Genomic DNA, 15,759 nt, shown 5'->3' with positions numbered 1-15,759 from the left:
GACCGGCCGGGCGTTTCAGTGTGATGCTGCTCACTACTGATGACAACGATCAGATCACGGGAGTAAGCACGACACGCACAAAATTGGCCCGTCGACCGACAGGAATGCCCTTTGCGCTTATCGGTTCTTCTGTTGCTCCTTGGGCTCGTGCTGTCCGGCTGCGGGGCGGTGGCCGGGCGCCCGGTCGCCATGCCGATCGGCTCGACCACGGCACCGACCACGACCTCCACCACGACGACCACGACCACCACCCCGCCGGTCACCACCACCACGCCCACGACGAAGCCGCCGGCCACCCGGCCCGCGCGCACGTCGCCGACCGGCTTCCCCACCGCGGCCACCACCGGCGTCATCCCGGGCACGAAGCTGACCGTGGTGACCGGCGACCAGACCTTCGCCACGGACGGTCAGGTCATCGAGGGCAAGGACTTCCGCGGCTTTGTCCGGGTCACCGCGCGCAACGTGACGTTCCGCAACTGCGTCTTCCGCGGCCGGGTCGCCAGCGGTAACGCGCCGCTGCTGGACACCGAGCGAGGCACCAAGACTGTGGTCGAGGACTCCGAGTTCGTGCCGTCGCACCCGGCGGCCACCATCGACGGCCTGACGACCAGAAGCACCACGATCCTGCGCGCCAACATCCACGGCTCCGTCGACGGCGTGAAGGCCAACAGCGGCACCCTGATCCAGGACTCCTACATCCACGACATGGCCTGGTTCGCCTCCGATCCCAACCAGGGCGGCGGCCCGACGCACAACGACGGCGTCCAGTCCTTCGCCGGCGAGTCCGGGATCACGTTGCGGCACAACACGATCGACCTGTCCGGCACCAAGGACGCCAACGCCGCCCTGCAGTCCTCGGCGCGCGACACGATCGTGGACAACAACCTGCTCGACGGCGGCGGCTGCATCCTCAACTTCGACCACAAGTCGCTCAACGGCCCGCTGACCGGGCTGCAGATCGTCAACAACCGGTTCGGCCCGCACTCGGCCTTCGAATGCCCGATCCTGCTGTCCACGCAGTCGACGATCAGCCGAAACGTTGGCAACGTGTGGGCCGACACCGGGCAGCCGATCCCTCCGCCGCAGGTCCACGACTAGGCACTGGCTGGTGCAAACAGGACTTTACCGTCCCGTATGGACGATCACGGCCGGCCGCTTCCCCGTGGCCCGGTCGTCGGTCACGCTGGCCTCGTGCTCGTGCGGCGCATCGCGGTGATCGGGACCGGCTACGTCGGACTCACCACCGGGGCGTGCCTGGCCTCCCCCGGCCACCACGTGGTGTGCACCGACGTCGACCCCGACAAGATCAAGCGGTTGAATGCCGGCGAGGTCGACATCCTCGAACGGGGCTCGACGAGTTGGTGGCCGGGGGGCCTCACCTCCAAGTCCGTACCGACGACACCCGCGACTCCCCGGCCCTCGCCGTCGCCGCCATGCTCCACCTAGCCGGCGCGGTACCGACCGGCTACGACCCCGCCCTCCGGTCCCGACTTCCTCACCCTCGTCGACGACCCCCTACCTCGCCGCCGAAGACGCCCACGCGTTGGTGGTCATCACCGAGTGGCCCGAGTTCCGCATGCTCGAATGGCCCCGCATGGCCGGCCTCACCCACCAACCCATCATCGTTGACTCCCGCCACCTGCTGGACCCCGACGTCGTCCGGCGCGCCGGTCTCAAGTGGACCGTCCTAGGCCGCCGCTGAGCCGGGGCGCGCCTTCGCAGGGTGGGCTTGGGTGCCGTCCCCGGCTCGGTTCTAAACGCCGGGTCGGTTCCGTGAGTAGAGCTGGTTCCGGCGTTCCGGCAACGGGATGGGAAGCACCGTGGCAGTGCTCCCTGGGAGGGAGTGCGATGTGACGTGGCTCCGGGACGGCAGTCGGTGAACATTGGCCCGAGCGGCCTCGCATGTTGTGCTCGCGGGCGGTTGGGGCCAGGGTGTGCTTTTCGCGGGGCGGGCTTGGGTGCCGTCCCGGGCTCCGTTCGAAACGCCGGGTCGGTTCCGTGAGTAGAGCTGGTTCCGGCGTTCCGGCACCGGGCGGGGGAAGCAACGTGGCAGTGCTGCCCTGGGAGGGAGTGCGATGTGACGTGGTTCCGGGGTGGCAGCCGGTGAACAATGCTCGAGCCGGCTCGCGTGACGTGCTCGCGGGCGGCAGGGGCCGGGTGGGCTTGGGTGTCGTCCCCGGCTCCGTTCGAAAACGCCGGGTCGGCTCCGTTGGCGGAGCTGGTCCCGGCGTTCCGGCGATGGAGCGGGAAGCAATGTGGCATTGTTTCCGTTGGTGGTTGTTAGAGCTGGAGCATGTCGCAGGCGAGCGTTTCGAGTTCGTAGGCTTGCTCGATCTGTTCGTAGGTGTACCAACCCTCGCCGGCGGCGGGGTCCAGCACGTACATCTGGAAGCCGTTCTCGTAGTCGCCTTCGATCGCCGACACGACGATCCAGTGCCCGGGAATGGCCACCATGATCGGCCCCGCCTCGAGCACCTGCCACCACGCGTCCGGGGTCCGGCACACCTCGGGGTGCTCGATCATGCCGAGATCCTTCACCATCACCCGGCACTCGGCCTCATCCTGGCCGTCCGTGCCGAACTGCGGGTACCGCTCGAGAATGAGCTCGTCGGTGTAACACACGCTGTCCCGCCAGCCGAGCAGCATGGCGGACGCGGCGGCCCAGCACGACATCTGCTGGCTCTGCGGAACATGGGCAACGAAGTGACTAGGCATTGTTGTCTCCCCTCGGATGCTGCCCACAGTTTTCGCACGCCCGGCCGCGGCCCGGCGACCGCCCGCGGCGCCGCCACCGGGGCGGCGCCGATCGCCCGGAAGGGCAGCCACAGCGTCGGTCGCGGCCTAGGTCCGCTCCCGCGGAGTTGGCCTGGCCGCCGTCCCCGACTCCGTTCGGAACGCCGGGTCGGTCCCGTTGGCGGAGCCGGTCCTGGCGTTCCGGCAGGGCGCGCAGGACGGTGCAGTCGCGCAGCTCTCGGATCAGTTGCGAGGCGCGGGTCCACCCGATGGCAGGGTCGTCGAAGGCGACGACGGCGTCATGCACGGCGATAGGCAGCGGTTGCCCCAGCTGATAGCGAGCACCATGGACACCAGCGATTGTGGACTGTCCGACGCGGACGGCGCCATGACCCGTGCGCAAGGTGGGGCAGACCCGGATGGACCGGTGCGCGCAGGGCAGACGAACCGGTGGTTCGGTGTCGGCCACGCCCTGCGGCCAGCCCGGCCAGTCGTCACGAAAGTTTTTGATCACCCACCGCACGCCCTGGTCGGTGCGGCCCGGCGGCGCCGCAGCGGGTGGACCTTGCCGAACTCCGGCCGGCCCCTTCCCGACCGGGACGGCATTCGTTGCCACAGAGCACCATTCTCGTCTCGGTCACCCGACCCCGTCAGGTGCGGGACTTGAGTTCGCGGTGCCAGACCTCGAGGGAGAGGAGGGTCCAGATGCGGGGTTGCTCGTTGCGGTCGCCGGATTCGTGTTCGGTGAGGAGGCGGCGGACGGCTGCGGGGTCGAGGCGGGCGGCGACGAAGGAGGAAGGGCCGGTCAGCAGGTCCCGGGCCATGTCGCGGAGGCCGCCGCGGAACCAGGCGTCGAGGGGGACTTTGAAGCCGGACTTGGCGCGGTCGACGACGTCGTCGGGGAGGTGGCGGCGGGCCACCTCTTTGACCACCCATTTGGTGACGCCGTGGCGGACCTTGACGGAGCTGGGCAGGCGGAAGGCGAGCTCGACGAGGCGGTGGTCGAGGAATGGGGGGCGCAGCTCGAGGGACGCCGCCATGGACATGCGGTCGCCGCGCTCGAGGAGGTTGTCGGCGAGCCAGGTGTGCGCGTCGGCGTAGAGCATGCGGCGCAGGGCATCGCCCTGGCCGCGGCGGTAGGGGGTGAGCGTGTCGCGGACCGGCTCCCGACCGACGAGCCCGAGGCGCTCGGAGCGGGTGAAGGGCGCGAACCAGGCGCGCACGCGTTCGGGGTAGTCGGGTTCGGCGAGCGCGCGCAGGGCGATGCCCAGCCGGGCGGCGCGGGCGGGCAAGGCGCGTTCCAGGCTGGCCAGCAGGGCGCGGCGCGGGGCGGCGGGGAGCAGGCCGGCGAGGCGGGTGGCGCGGGCGAAGCGGTGCTTGGGGTAGCCGCCGAACAGCTCGTCGCTGCCCTCGCCGGACAGCACCACCTTGACGTCGCGGCGGGCCAGCTCGGCGAGGCGGAACACGGCGACGTCGGCCGGTTCGGACAGCGGCGCGTCGCGGTGCCAGCTCAGCGTGGCCAAGGTGTCGCGGAAGTCCTCCGCGGTGACCGCGACGTCGTGGTGCTCGCTGCCGACGATCCCGGCGACCTTGCGCGCCCACGGCAGCTCGTCCATCCGCGGGTCGCCGAAGCCGGCGGAGTACGTGCGCAGGCCGGCGCCCTCCCGGGCCTTGGCGACCAGCGCGCAGATGAGGCTGCTGTCCACCCCGCCGGAAAGGTACGCCCCGACCGGCACGTCGGCCACCAGCGCCTCGCGCACGGCCTCGTCGAGGGCGTCGCCGACCAGGCGCACCGCCTCCTCGGCGGGCACCGGCGCACGCGGCCCGTCGACCGGCAGCTCCCAGTACGGCCGGATCCGCGGCCGCCCGGCCGCGTCGAGCACGAGGTGATGGCCCTGCGGCAGCTTGCGGACGCCGTCGATCATCGTGTGCGGGGCCGGAACCGAGCGGTGCGCCAGGTAGCCGTGCAGGCTCTCCTCGTCGACCCGCACGCTCGGCAGGACCGGCAGCAGCGCCTTGATCTCCGAGGCGAACGCGAACACGTGGTCGTCGAGGTAGTAGTACAGCGGCAGGATGCCGAGCCGGTCGCGCCACAGGTGCGTCTCGCCGGAGTTCGAGTCGTGGATGGCGTAGGCGAACTGGCCGCGCAGCCGGGAAACTCCGGCCGGACCGTCCTTTTCGTACAGAGCGAGCAGCACCTCGGTGTCGCCGGCGGTGCGGAACGGGTACGTCAGCTCGGCGCGCAGCGCGCGGTAGTTGAGGATCTCGCCGTTGAACACCAGGTGCGCCCGGTCCCCGGCGCCGGCCATGGGTTGGGTGGACGAGCCGAGGTCGATGATGGACAGTCGGGTGTGCGCGAGGCCGACCGGGCCGTCGGACCAGAAGCCCATGTCGTCCGGCCCGCGGTGGGTCAGCCGCTTCGCCATCGCGGCCAACAGTTCGACGTCGACCGGCTGCCCGTCGAGCCGCCGGACGCCCGCTATCCCGCACATCAGGAACCGCCTTCGGAGCGGAGCTTGCGGAGCGACGCATCCAACACTTCGCCGTCACCGAGCCTGCGAGGGGACGGCGACTCGGCCAACGACATCAGCTCGGCGGCGCGCGACTCCCAGGACGCCGACCGCACCGAGTCCCTTCTGGACTCCGGGGTTCCGGGTGCGCCGCCGGCCAGGGTGTCCCGGATCAGCTCGACGAACTCCGCGTGCGAGCCGGCCACCCGGATCACGTCGCGGTAGCCGGCCGCCTCACGGAACTCGGTGCTCACCACGGGAAGGCCGAGCGCGAGGTACTCCTTGAGCTTGATCGGGTTGGCGTACTTGATCCACTCGTTGTCCAGCCACGGCATCAGCGCCACGTCGAACCCCGAGCCGTAGGCCGGGATCCGCTCGTACGGCCGGAAGCCGAGCAGGAACACGTTGGGGTACTTGTCGAACCGCTCCATCGAGCAGGTCGCGTCTCCGATCAGCACCAGCGACGCGTCGGGCAGCTCGCTGGCCACCCGCTCGAGCAGGTCGAAGTCCACCAGGTAGTCGTCGAGGCTGCCGAAGAAGCCGATCCGCGGCCCGGGGATCGCGGCGAGGTCGTCCGGCAGCCGGCTCACCCGCTGGAAGTGCTCGAGATCCACGCCGTGGTCGAGGAAGTGCCCGCGCGCGCCGGCCAGCTCCCGCTCGTCGGCCTGCAGCGCGTGGCTGACGTAGAGCACATGGTCCGAATGCGACAGTAGGGAGCGCTCGAGCGACCGGATGGCCGCCGTGTCCGACTCCGGGAACGCCGAGTGCAGGTCCGACCGGTTGAACACCAGGCTCCGCTTGCGCATCGGGCGGACCACGTCCCACGCCGTGGGGATCGTCACGACCACCACCGGGTTGCCGATCCCGAGCGCCCGACTCACGACCCGCACCTGGGTCCGGACCAGGCCGGCGTTCAGCCGGCGCTGCCACGGCTTGCTGTAGAAGGGAAACGGCACCGGGGACATCACGAACAGGCCCGGCTCGGGCCGGCGCACCAGCATCGCGATGCTGCGCAGCTTGCGCAGGATCCGGCGGGCGGACTGGGTGCTGCGCCCCGGCAGCGGCATGCGCATCCCGATGCTGTTGACCAGCAACACCTTGCGGTGCTTGGCAACCCGCCGGATCAGCTGGAAGTCCGAGTGCGCCCGGTTGTGGTACCACCAGTCCTGCGCCGCGAAGCACACGTAGCTCGGCGCGGCCCCCGGCGGCTTCGGCCAGCGGCGCATCGTGAGCAGCCCGCGCAGCGCCGCCCGGTGCCGCGGCCGCAGCGGGGCCCGCAGCGCCTCGTTGCCCGCCACCGCGAGCCACATCCCCGCGGCGGCCAGCCGCCCGTGGCGCTCGCGGTGCAGCCGGACCCGGTTGGCCACGAGCAGTGCCCACAGCCGGGCGGAGGTCTGGGACTCCCCGCCGAGGTGCACGGCGACCGACCACGGCTCGTAGAGCACCCGGAAGCCCGCGTCGGCCGCGCGCAGCATGTACTCGGTCTCCTCCGAGTAGAGGAAGTACCGCTCGTCCAGCAGCCCGACGGCGTCGATGCACTCCCGGGTGACCAGCCAGGCGGCGCCGGACGCCCAGGCCACGAACCGCGGTAGCGCGTAGGCGCGCGGATCTCCGATCGTCTCGCCGAGGTTGCCGATCCGGGACGCCCGGGCGCCGCCGATCAGCGCCTCGGCCAGCGTCCGCCCCACGGTGGGCTCCCGGTGCAGCGAGTGATGCAGCTCGCCGTCGGGTCCGACCAGTTGGGGCACCACGATCCCGGCGCCGCTCGTCCGGGCCGCGGCGCGCAGCGTGTCGATCGACCCGGAGGTCAGCCGCACGTCGGCGTTGAGGATCAGCACGTCGCAGCCGGGGACCGCGGTGATGCCGGCGTTGACGCCGGCCGCGAAGCCGCCGTTGTCCGGCCGGCGCACGATCGTCGCACCCGGTGCGGTGGCCGCCACCCGCGCGAGGGTGTCGTCGGTCGACGCGTTGTCGACGACGATCACCCGGGCATCCCCGGCTTCGGGCAGCGCGGCGAGACAGTCGTCGATGACCGGCGCGCTGTTGTAGGTCACGACAACCACGGCCAGCGGGCGTTGGGGAGCGTCCGGCACGACCCGTATGTCGAGCACGCGGCCGGGCCCGTTACCGAAGGTCGTCACGGTAACGATCGGTGGCCGTGAGCCGACTCCCCTCGTGATGAAAATCAGCGTCTTCGGCCTGGGCTACGTCGGCTGCGTGTCCGCGGCCTGCCTTGCCGCGCGCGGCAACGAGGTCATCGGGGTGGACGTCAACCCGGTGAAGATCGACCTGATCACCCGCGGCCAGGCGCCCGTCGTCGAGGAGCGGATCGGCGAGCTCACCGCCGACGTGGTCCGCACCGGCGCCCTGCGCGCGACCACCGACGTCGCCGAGGCGATCGGCGCCACCGAGGTGTCGCTGATCTGCGTGGGCACCCCGTCGGCGCCCAACGGCAGCCTGTCCACCGCGTACCTGGAGCGGGTGGCCGAGCAGATCGGCGCCGCGCTTGCCGAGCACGGCCACCGGCACACGGTCGTGTTCCGCAGCACGATGCTCCCCGGCACCTGCCTCGACCTGCTGGTGCCGATCCTGGAGAAGGCGTCCGGCAAGACCGCCGGCGTCGACTTCGGGGTGGCGGTGAACCCGGAGTTCCTGCGTGAGGGCACCAGCGTGCGGGACTTCTTCGACCCGCCGAAGACCGTCATCGGCGAGCTGGACCCGGCCAGCGGCGACGCGGTGGCCGCGCTGTACGCGGGCCTGCCCGGTGAGGTGTTCCGGGTGCCGATCCCGGTCGCCGAGATGACCAAGTACGCGGACAACTCCTTCCACGCCCTGAAGATCGGGTTCGCCAACGAGATCGGCGCGATCAGCCACGCGCTCGGGCTGGACTCGCACCGGGTGATGGACATCTTCCTGGCCGACCGCAAGCTCAACATCAGCCCGGCGTACCTGCGGCCGGGCTTCGCGTTCGGCGGGTCGTGCCTGCCGAAGGACCTGCGCGGGCTGGTGTACGCCGCCCGGCGCGCCGACGTCTCGGTGCCGATCCTCGAGCACGTCCTGCCGTCCAATGAGGAGCATCTGCGCCGGACGTTCGACCTCGTTGCGGCCACGGGAAAGCGGCGGGTCGGGCTGTTCGGGCTGTCGTTCAAGCCGGGCACAGACGACCTGCGGGAGAGCCCGCTGGTCGAGCTGGCCGAGCGGCTCCTCGGCAAGGGTTACGACCTGCGGATCTACGACGCGAACGTGACGCTGTCCCGGCTGATGGGGGCGAACCGGGAGTACATCGAGGCCCGTCTGCCGCACCTCGGCGACCTGCTCTGCGGCTCGGTCGAGGAGGTGATCGAGCACGCCGAGGTGTGCATCGTCGGCGGCAAGGACCCGGACGTCCTCGAAGCTCTCGAGTCCACTTCGGACCTTACGATCATAGACCTCGTCCGCATTCCCGGCGCCGAGGAGCGCCGGGCCGATCCTGGATACGTGGGCCTTGGCTGGTAGAGCGCTCATCCTGGTCGAGAACCTGTCCGTCCCGTTCGACCGGCGGGTGTGGCAGGAGAGCACGGCGCTGCGCGACGCCGGCTGGGAGGTGCACGTCATCTGTCCACAGGGGACGAAGCGGGACACGGAGGCGTACGCCGAGATCGACGGGGTCAGGATCCACCGGTACCCGCTGGCGGCGGCCACCGGCGGGCCGCGCGGCTACGTCAAGGAGTACGGCTCGGCGCTGTGGCACACCTGGCGGCTGGCCAGGAAGATTGGCCGCGTCGACGTCGTGCACGCGTGCAACCCGCCGGACCTGTTCTACCTGGTTGCCAAGCGGCTCAAGCGGAACGGCGCCCGGTTCGTGTTCGACCAGCACGACCTGGTGCCCGAGCTGTACCTGTCCCGGTTCGACCGCGGCGAGGACTTCCTCTACCGCGCGGTGTGCCGGCTGGAGCGGGCCACCTACCGCGCCGCCGACGTGGTCATCGCCACCAACGAAAGCTACCGGGAGGTCGCGCTGCGGCGCGGCGGCAAGCGGCCCGACGAGGTGTTCGTGGTGCGCAGCGCGCCGGCCGTGCAGCGGTTCCGGCAGGTGCCGGCGGACGAGACGATCAAGAACGGCAAGCCGCACCTGCTGTGCTACCTGGGCGTGATGGGCCCGCAGGACGGGGTCGACTACGCGCTGCGGGCGCTGGCCAAGCTGCGCGACGAGCTCGGCCGCACCGACTGGCACGCGGCGTTCGTCGGCGGCGGGGACACCTTCGACGCGATGGTCGCGCTTGCCGGCGAGCTCGGCCTTGCCGACCGGGTGACGTTCACCGGCCGGATCCCGGACTCCGACCTGCTCCGCTATCTGTCCACAGCGGACGTCTGCCTGGCGCCCGATCCGCTGAACCCGCTCAACGACGTGTCCACCATGAACAAGATCATGGAGTACATGGCGATGGCCCGGCCGATCGTGTCGTTCGATCTCAAGGAGGCCAGGGTGTCCGCGGGCGAGGCCGCCGTCTACGCCCCGGCCGACGACGAGTCCCAGTTCGCCAAGCTGATCGCGCACCTGCTCGACGATCCCGCGGAGCGGGCCAGGATGGGTGAGATCGGCCGCGCCCGGGTCGCCGGCCCGCTGTCCTGGGCCCACTCCACCGAAGCGCTGCTGGCCGCCTACGCCAAGGCCATGTCCTCGACCAGCACCAACACCTGATCGTCGTGCGGCTTCGGCCGCGGCCACCGGCTACCGTCCGGATCGGAGCGCTCGGCCGCCCGCACCCGGTCGAGCACCGCCCGCGGCCCGTGCCGGCGGGCCAGGTCCAGAACCGCTTGCCAGTCCGGGAAGATCTGGTAGTCGTCGACGCCGCAGGACACCCCGTCGGTGGCCATCAGCACGGCGTGCACCTCGGCGCGCGGCCAGCGGGCCCGGCGCGCCCGGTAGGCCGCGGCCGGATCCGCCTCGGCGACCCAGAACCCGCCCTCCCGGTTGCGCAGGCGGTCCATCGCCGCCCCGGACTCACGCAGGGCGGCGACGTGGTCGGGCCCGTAGCCGGCCCCGGAACGCAGCCGGGTCCGGTAGCCCCCGCCGCCCCGCCGCGGCACCGCCGCCAGCCGGTCGTCGGCCAGCACGGTCGGCCCGCCGGGGCCGAACGCGATCACCGGGCTGTCCCCGAGCACCAGCGCGTCCACCGCCGTCTCGGTCCAGCGCAGCAGCGCGACCGTGCTCGACGGCGAATGCCCCGCGACGAAGCCGTTCTCCGCGCTCACCGCCCGGATCGCCGCGGCAAGCACGTCGGCCGGGTCGGCCGGGTGCGGCTCCTCGAGCCGCTCGGCGATCGCCGCGGCGAGCCGGGACGCGTACCACCCGCCGCTGGGCAGGTCGGTCCGCAGGCTCGTCGCGCCGTCCAGCACGATCACGGCGTCCGGCCGGACTACCACGACGTCCTCGCTCGGTCGGGCCGACCCGTCCAGCCCGACCCCCGGCTGCTCGGCCACCTCCACCCTCGGCACCGGGCCAAGTCTGCCATCGTGGGGCTGCCGTCAAGCGTGTGATCACCCCATGTGATAGGACAAATACGTGTCACGACCCCTGCTGCTGTTCGGTGCCGGCGGGTTGGCCCGCGAGGTGCTGGCGACCGTCCGCCAGGTGGACGAATGGAAACCGGTCGGGGCGGTCGACGACGATCCCGAGTTGCACGGCGCCGATCTCGACGGCGTGCCCGTGCTCGGCGGCGCCGACCTCGTCGACGAGTACCCGGATGCCGCGATCGCGCTGTGCGTGGCGAGCCCGCAGCACCCCGACAACAGGATGCGGATCGTCGAACGCCTTGCCCTGCCTGAGGAGCGGTGGGCCACGATCGTGCACCCGGCCGCGTCCGTACCGGACGGTGCCGCGCTGGGTCCGGGAACCGTGCTGCTGGCCGGGGTGGTGATCACGACGCCGCTGCGGCTCGGCGGGTTCGTCGTGGCCATGCCGCACGTGCTGATCACCCACGACGACGAGGTGGCCGACGGCGCGACGTTCGCCGGGCACGTGTCCCTCGGCGGCGGCGTGCGGGTCGGCGAGAGCGCCTACCTCGGTCAGGGAGCCCTTGTGCGCGAGGGCGTCTCGATCGGTCCGCGGGCGGTGGTGGGCATGGGATCGGTGGTGCTCAAGGACGTTCCGGCCGGCGAGACCTGGGTCGGCGTGCCGGCCAGAAAGCTCGGCTGACCCCACCTTGTTGCGAATCGCGCTCCCCGTGACGTTTCTTGGAGCGGATCGCGGCGAGAAGGTGGGCGGGACGTGGACTTCGAGCAGTTCGTGGGGGCGCATCTGCCGGCCCTCGTCCGCTACGCCGCCGTGCTCGCCGGGGAGCGCGACCTGGCGCACGACGTCGTGCAGGACGCCCTGGTCCGGGCGCACGCGCGGTGGCGGCGCATCGGCGCGATGGACCGCCCCGAGCACTACGTCAGGCGCATGGTCACCACCGAGTACCTGTCCTGGCGCCGCCGCCGGGCCCGCCGCGCCGCCGCGCTGACCAGGTGGGCGGTCGCGCTGACGCCCGGCGCGGTTGTCGACCACGCCGAGGGCACCGTGCAGCGCTCCGCCCTCAACCAGCAGCTGGCCACGCTGCCGGCCAAGCAGCGGGCCGTGCTCGTGCTTGGCTTCTTCGAGGGACTCGCGGATCCCGAGATCGCCGAGCTGCTCGGCTGCTCACCCGGCAGCGTCCGCACCTACCGGTCCCGGGCCCTCGCCGTGCTGCGCACGGAGCTGACCGCCGTCCCGACCGGGGAGATCCGATGAGAGCACAACTCGCTGCGGCACTGGAGGAGTCGCTGCAGGCCGCGCCCGACCCGGCCGAGGTGCTGCGCGGCGTGCGCCGCGGAATCGAGCGCCGCCGGCGCCGGCGGCGGAACGCCGGACTGGCCACGGTGCTCGTGATCGTCGCCGTGACGGTGGTCGCCAGCGTCGCGACGTGGCCCGCCGGACCTCAGCCGGGCGCAAGGGTGATCCCGGTCGGCGACTGGCCGGGCACGATCGAGCTCACCTGGGTACCGAGCGGCCTGGTCAACCACGGCGTGCGCAGCACGGTTGCCGGCGAGGACGTCTACTACGGCGACAGCGCTGGCATCGGCCTGCGCGTCTTCGTGGACAACGTGGACCGGACGCGCAACCTCGACGAGCCGGGCTGGCAGCGAACCGAGATCAACGGCCGGCCGGGGCGGGAGGTCTCCCGGGATGTCCGGACGATGATCGTTTTCCGGCTCCCGTCCGGCCGCTGGGCCGAGCTCGAGCTGCTCCGCTATTCGTACGAGCGGAGCAACCAGCCGGGGCTGCGCGAGGACGCGCTGCGGATCGCCGCGGGGATCCGCGAGACGACGGGCCGGCCGCAGCGGATCGACTTCGCGCCCACGTACCTGCCGGCCGGCCAGCGGATCATCGGCCTGGCCACCAGCGCTCAACTCCCGGACGGGGAAGGCGACATCGTGTGTGCGGCCGGCTCGCTGCAACCCAAGGCGCCGAAGGAGTACCTGACCGAGGGCCGCATCGTCGACCACCGCCGCCCGGCCGATCTGGGACCGGGGCTGCGGATCTCGTTCCACCGGCGCGACCCGCGATCGGCGGGGATGCCGGTGGCCGCCGGCGCCGACCGCATCGCCGACATCCAGGGTCGGCCCGCGTATCTGTACCCCGGTAGCCGGACCCGGTTGGTGGTCGACGGCGTCAACGGCGGCGTGCTCGTGGTCGACGCCCTCCTGGACGGCGAGGCGTTCACGATGGCGCGGCCGGACGGGCTGGTGCCGGTGGCGGAGATGATCAAGGTCGCCCAGGGGGTGCGCTGGACCGGGTGACTCGCGGGGTGTGCCGGTTCGGGGTGCGGCACACCCCGCGGCTACGCCGGGGACGACAGGTAGGCCTCGGTCAGCCAGGAGCGCACCTGATCGTCCACATCGGCCGGTTCGCGCAGGTTGACCACGTACCACGTGCGGTTGCCGGATATCTTGACGCGCCTGGCGATCCGGGGATCGTCGACCACAGTGGACAGTGGGAAGCCCAGGGCGACCCATTTGGTCATCGGGCGCAGCTCGGCGACGGTCCGTGCCCGCTTGAGAAAGATGCCGACCGACACCGGCTCCACGTGCACCGGCCCGACCGACTGGAGGTGCTCGAGCACGGCCTCGAAGATCGGCCGCTCCCGCTCCGGCCCGGTGGCGAAGTACTCCTCGAGCGACATGGCCGGCGCGCACTCGTGCGACTGGTTGCGGCGCCCGAACCGGCGCTCGCACTGGGGACACGTCCAACCCGGCACGGGGCCTATTCTCGCCGGCGCCAGGTGACCAGGGGCAGGAAGGCCTGGGTGAGCGGGCCGATCGCCAGCGCGTACACCACGGTGCCGACGCCGACCGTGCCGCCGAGCAGCCAGCCGGTGCCGAGCACGGTCAGCTCGATGATCGTCCGGATCAGCCGGATGGACACCCGGGTGCGGGCGTGCAGCCCGGTCATCAGGCCGTCCCGCGGCCCGGGGCCCAGCCGCGCGCCGATGTACGCCGCTGTGGCCAGGCCGTTGAGCGCCACCCCGGCGACCAGGAAGGCGATCCGCACGGCCGGCGGGCCCGGGGTGGGCAGCACCGCGAGCGCGACGTCCACCGCGACCGCGATCAGGGCGATGTTGGCCACGGTGCCCACGCCCGGCCGCTGGCGCAGCGGCAGCCAGCACAGCAGCACCAGCGCCCCGATGATCGCGGTGATCGTGCCGAAGGTCAGCCCGGTGAGCTTGGCCAGCGCGTCGTGCAGGACGTCCCACGGGTCGAGGCCCAGCGCCGAGCGGATCATCAGGGCCATGCTGGCGCCGTAGAGCAGCAGGCCGGCGAGCAGCTGCGGGAGCCGCCGGGCGGGGTGCACCGAGACCGGGACGGGCTGAAGATCGACACGGGCCATGGCGCCATCCTCCGTGCCTTCTGGCTACGTTGACAACGGCCACATTGCGATAATTGGTCTCATGCAGCCACGTGTCTCATCGGGTGGACAGATAACCGGCCACAGATTGGCTCGGCTGCTGGGCGCCTGGCGGCGGCACGGCTCCCGCCGCGGCTCGGCCGACCTGGCCGCCGGCATCCGGATGCTGGTGCTCGACGGGCGGCTGCCGCCCGGCACCGGGCTGCCGGCCGAGCGTGAGGTCGCCGCCGCTCTCGCGGTCAGCCGGACGATGGTGGCCTCGGCCTGGGAGCAGCTGCGCGCGGAGGGCCTGGTGGTCAGCCGGCGCGGCGCGGGGTCGTGGACGACGCTGCCCGCCGGCGCGGCGAGCGCGCCCACCCGCGATCCGTTCGACGCCGGAGACCTGATCGACCTTGCCAGGGCCGTCCCCGGCGCGCTGCCCGGGATCGCGGCCGCCGTCGAAGCCGCCCAGCCCCGGCTGGCCGCCGAGCTGGCCCACCACGGCTACTACGAGCTCGGGCTGCCGGTGCTGCGCGAGCGCATCGCGGCCCGGTTCACCGAGCGCGGCCTGCCCACCACCGCTGCCGAGGTGCTGATCACCAACGGCTCGCACAACGTGCTGGCCATCGCGCTGCGGATGCTGGCCGGGCCCGGCGACCGGGTGCTGATCGAGCAGCCGACCTACCCCAACTCGATCGACGCGATCCGCGCGGCGAACGCGCTGCCGGTGCCGGTGGCCATGACCGACGACGGCTGGGACCTCGACGGCATCGAGGCCGCGCTGCGCCAGGCCGCGCCCCGGCTGGCGTTTCTCATCGTCGACTTCCACAACCCGACCGGGCTGCGGCTCGACGCCGAGGGGCGCGCCCGGCTGGCCGCGGCGCTGCGCCGGACCCGCACGCCCGCCGTCGTCGACGAGACCCACGTCGAGCTCGACCTCGACGGCGATCCGGCCGACGGACCGCCGCCACTGGCCGCGTTCACGCCGGAGTGGGTGATCGCGGCCGGCTCGGCGAGCAAGTCGCACTGGGGCGGGCTGCGGCTGGGCTGGGTGCGCGCGCCTGCGGAGGTCATCACCCGGCTGGCCGTGGCGCGGCGCAGCATCGACCTCGGCTCACCGGTGTTCGAGCAGCTGGTCCTGGCCGAGCTGCTGGCCGGCCCGGCCGACGCCATGCGTGAGCGGCGCGCCGACCTGGCCGGGCGGCGCGACGTCCTGGTGGACGCGATGCGCACGCACTGTCCGGAGTGGACGTTCCGGGTGCCGGGCGGCGGGCTGAGCCTGTGGTGCCGGCTGCCCGCCCCGGTGGGCACCCGCATCGCGGTCACCGCGCAGAACTTCGGCGTGTGGGTAGTGCCCGGCCCCCGGTTCGCGGCCCATGCCGGGCTGGAGCGCTGGCTGCGGCTGCCGTACACACAGCCGCCGGAGGTGCTGGTCGACGGGGTGCGGCGGCTGTCGAACGCGGCGGCGTCCGTGCTCGACCGGGATGTCCCGCTGGTCGGAAATGCCCTCACCGGTCCTGTTACATAATCATCCGTACCGACGATCTCTCCTGTGGACGCAGTGCGCCCGGATGGCCTAGTCCGATCGGCCTTCCGGCGCACCGTCGAAAAGGAGCCCCGGGGGCGCGGGGG

At 72.1% G+C, this 15,759-nt stretch carries 15 protein-coding genes; 9 read left to right on the top strand and 6 right to left on the bottom strand.

Features of this window, described 5'->3' with window-relative positions:
* The first annotated feature begins 132 nt into the window (after window positions 1–132).
* From VGX25_RS10710 to VGX25_RS10700, 3 genes are all read left to right on the top strand, one after another.
* Window positions 133–1,098 carry a hypothetical protein gene (locus VGX25_RS10710; protein WP_326917495.1) on the top strand — a complete coding sequence of 322 codons (966 nt, stop codon included), beginning with the start codon at window positions 133–135 and terminating at the stop codon, window positions 1,096–1,098.
* 93 nt (window positions 1,099–1,191) lie between these two features.
* The gene (locus tag VGX25_RS10705; RefSeq protein WP_326917494.1) at window positions 1,192–1,446 is read left to right on the top strand and encodes a hypothetical protein; all 255 of its coding nucleotides are present in this window, start codon (window positions 1,192–1,194) and stop codon (window positions 1,444–1,446) included.
* A gap of 100 nt (window positions 1,447–1,546) precedes the next feature.
* Window positions 1,547–1,702, top strand: a complete 156-nt coding sequence (locus tag VGX25_RS10700) for a hypothetical protein (RefSeq protein ID WP_326917493.1) — start codon at window positions 1,547–1,549, stop codon at window positions 1,700–1,702.
* A 578-nt stretch (window positions 1,703–2,280) separates the two neighbouring features.
* Here the strand turns inward: VGX25_RS10700 and VGX25_RS10695 are convergent.
* The 3 genes from VGX25_RS10695 to VGX25_RS10685 form a co-directional block, all read right to left on the bottom strand.
* Window positions 2,281–2,715, bottom strand: coding sequence for a papain-like cysteine protease family protein (locus VGX25_RS10695; protein WP_326917492.1), 435 nt, complete (start codon window positions 2,713–2,715; stop codon window positions 2,281–2,283).
* 668 nt (window positions 2,716–3,383) lie between these two features.
* Window positions 3,384–5,225 carry an asparagine synthase (glutamine-hydrolyzing) gene (asnB, locus tag VGX25_RS10690; RefSeq protein WP_326917491.1) on the bottom strand — a complete coding sequence of 614 codons (1,842 nt, stop codon included), beginning with the start codon at window positions 5,223–5,225 and terminating at the stop codon, window positions 3,384–3,386.
* Window positions 5,225–7,384: a glycosyltransferase gene (locus VGX25_RS10685; RefSeq protein WP_326917490.1), complete on the bottom strand. Its 2,160-nt coding sequence runs from the start codon at window positions 7,382–7,384 to the stop codon at window positions 5,225–5,227. The genes asnB and VGX25_RS10685 overlap by 1 nt, the downstream gene beginning before the upstream one ends.
* A gap of 37 nt (window positions 7,385–7,421) precedes the next feature.
* On the opposite strand from VGX25_RS10685, the gene VGX25_RS10680 reads away from it, so the two are divergent.
* A complete protein-coding gene (locus tag VGX25_RS10680; RefSeq protein WP_326917489.1) occupies window positions 7,422–8,738 on the top strand; it encodes a nucleotide sugar dehydrogenase in 1,317 nt (438 codons plus the stop codon).
* Window positions 8,728–9,924: a glycosyltransferase family 4 protein gene (locus tag VGX25_RS10675; protein ID WP_326917488.1), complete on the top strand. Its 1,197-nt coding sequence runs from the start codon at window positions 8,728–8,730 to the stop codon at window positions 9,922–9,924. Before VGX25_RS10680 ends, VGX25_RS10675 begins: the two co-directional genes overlap by 11 nt.
* Here VGX25_RS10675 and VGX25_RS10670 read toward each other — a convergent pair.
* Window positions 9,885–10,721 carry a hypothetical protein gene (locus tag VGX25_RS10670; protein ID WP_326917487.1) on the bottom strand — a complete coding sequence of 279 codons (837 nt, stop codon included), beginning with the start codon at window positions 10,719–10,721 and terminating at the stop codon, window positions 9,885–9,887. The two genes, VGX25_RS10675 and VGX25_RS10670, sit on opposite strands and share 40 nt — an antisense overlap.
* Window positions 10,722–10,788: 67 nt before the next feature.
* Between VGX25_RS10670 and VGX25_RS10665 the strand changes: the two genes are divergently transcribed.
* From VGX25_RS10665 to VGX25_RS10655, 3 genes are all read left to right on the top strand, one after another.
* The gene (locus VGX25_RS10665) at window positions 10,789–11,421 is read left to right on the top strand and encodes an acetyltransferase (RefSeq protein WP_326917486.1); all 633 of its coding nucleotides are present in this window, start codon (window positions 10,789–10,791) and stop codon (window positions 11,419–11,421) included.
* A 72-nt stretch (window positions 11,422–11,493) separates the two neighbouring features.
* Entirely contained in the window at window positions 11,494–11,994 is a 501-nt protein-coding gene (locus VGX25_RS10660; RefSeq protein ID WP_326917485.1) for a SigE family RNA polymerase sigma factor, read from the top strand.
* Entirely contained in the window at window positions 11,991–13,043 is a 1,053-nt protein-coding gene (locus tag VGX25_RS10655; RefSeq protein WP_326917484.1) for a hypothetical protein, read from the top strand. The genes VGX25_RS10660 and VGX25_RS10655 overlap by 4 nt, the downstream gene beginning before the upstream one ends.
* A 41-nt stretch (window positions 13,044–13,084) precedes the next feature.
* Here VGX25_RS10655 and VGX25_RS10650 read toward each other — a convergent pair whose 3' ends face one another.
* Together VGX25_RS10650 and VGX25_RS10645 are read right to left on the bottom strand one after the other, a co-directional pair.
* Complete coding sequence (locus VGX25_RS10650; RefSeq protein ID WP_326917483.1) at window positions 13,085–13,501, bottom strand: DUF5655 domain-containing protein; 417 nt, start codon at window positions 13,499–13,501, stop codon at window positions 13,085–13,087.
* Window positions 13,502–13,506: 5 nt separating this feature from the next.
* On the bottom strand, window positions 13,507–14,130 hold the full coding sequence (locus VGX25_RS10645; protein WP_326917482.1) for a hypothetical protein: 624 nt from the start codon (window positions 14,128–14,130) through the stop codon (window positions 13,507–13,509).
* A gap of 61 nt (window positions 14,131–14,191) precedes the next feature.
* On the opposite strand from VGX25_RS10645, the gene VGX25_RS10640 reads away from it, so the two are divergent.
* Entirely contained in the window at window positions 14,192–15,655 is a 1,464-nt protein-coding gene (locus VGX25_RS10640) for a PLP-dependent aminotransferase family protein (RefSeq protein ID WP_326917481.1), read from the top strand.
* The last annotated feature ends 104 nt before the right edge of the window (window positions 15,656–15,759 follow it).

It is taken from the genome of Actinophytocola sp. (genome assembly GCF_035942955.1).
Lineage (GTDB): Bacteria > Actinomycetota > Actinomycetes > Mycobacteriales > Pseudonocardiaceae > DASYTH01.
Note: the sequence above shows the minus strand (reverse complement) of the source record. Positions and strands in the feature narration are given on the sequence as shown.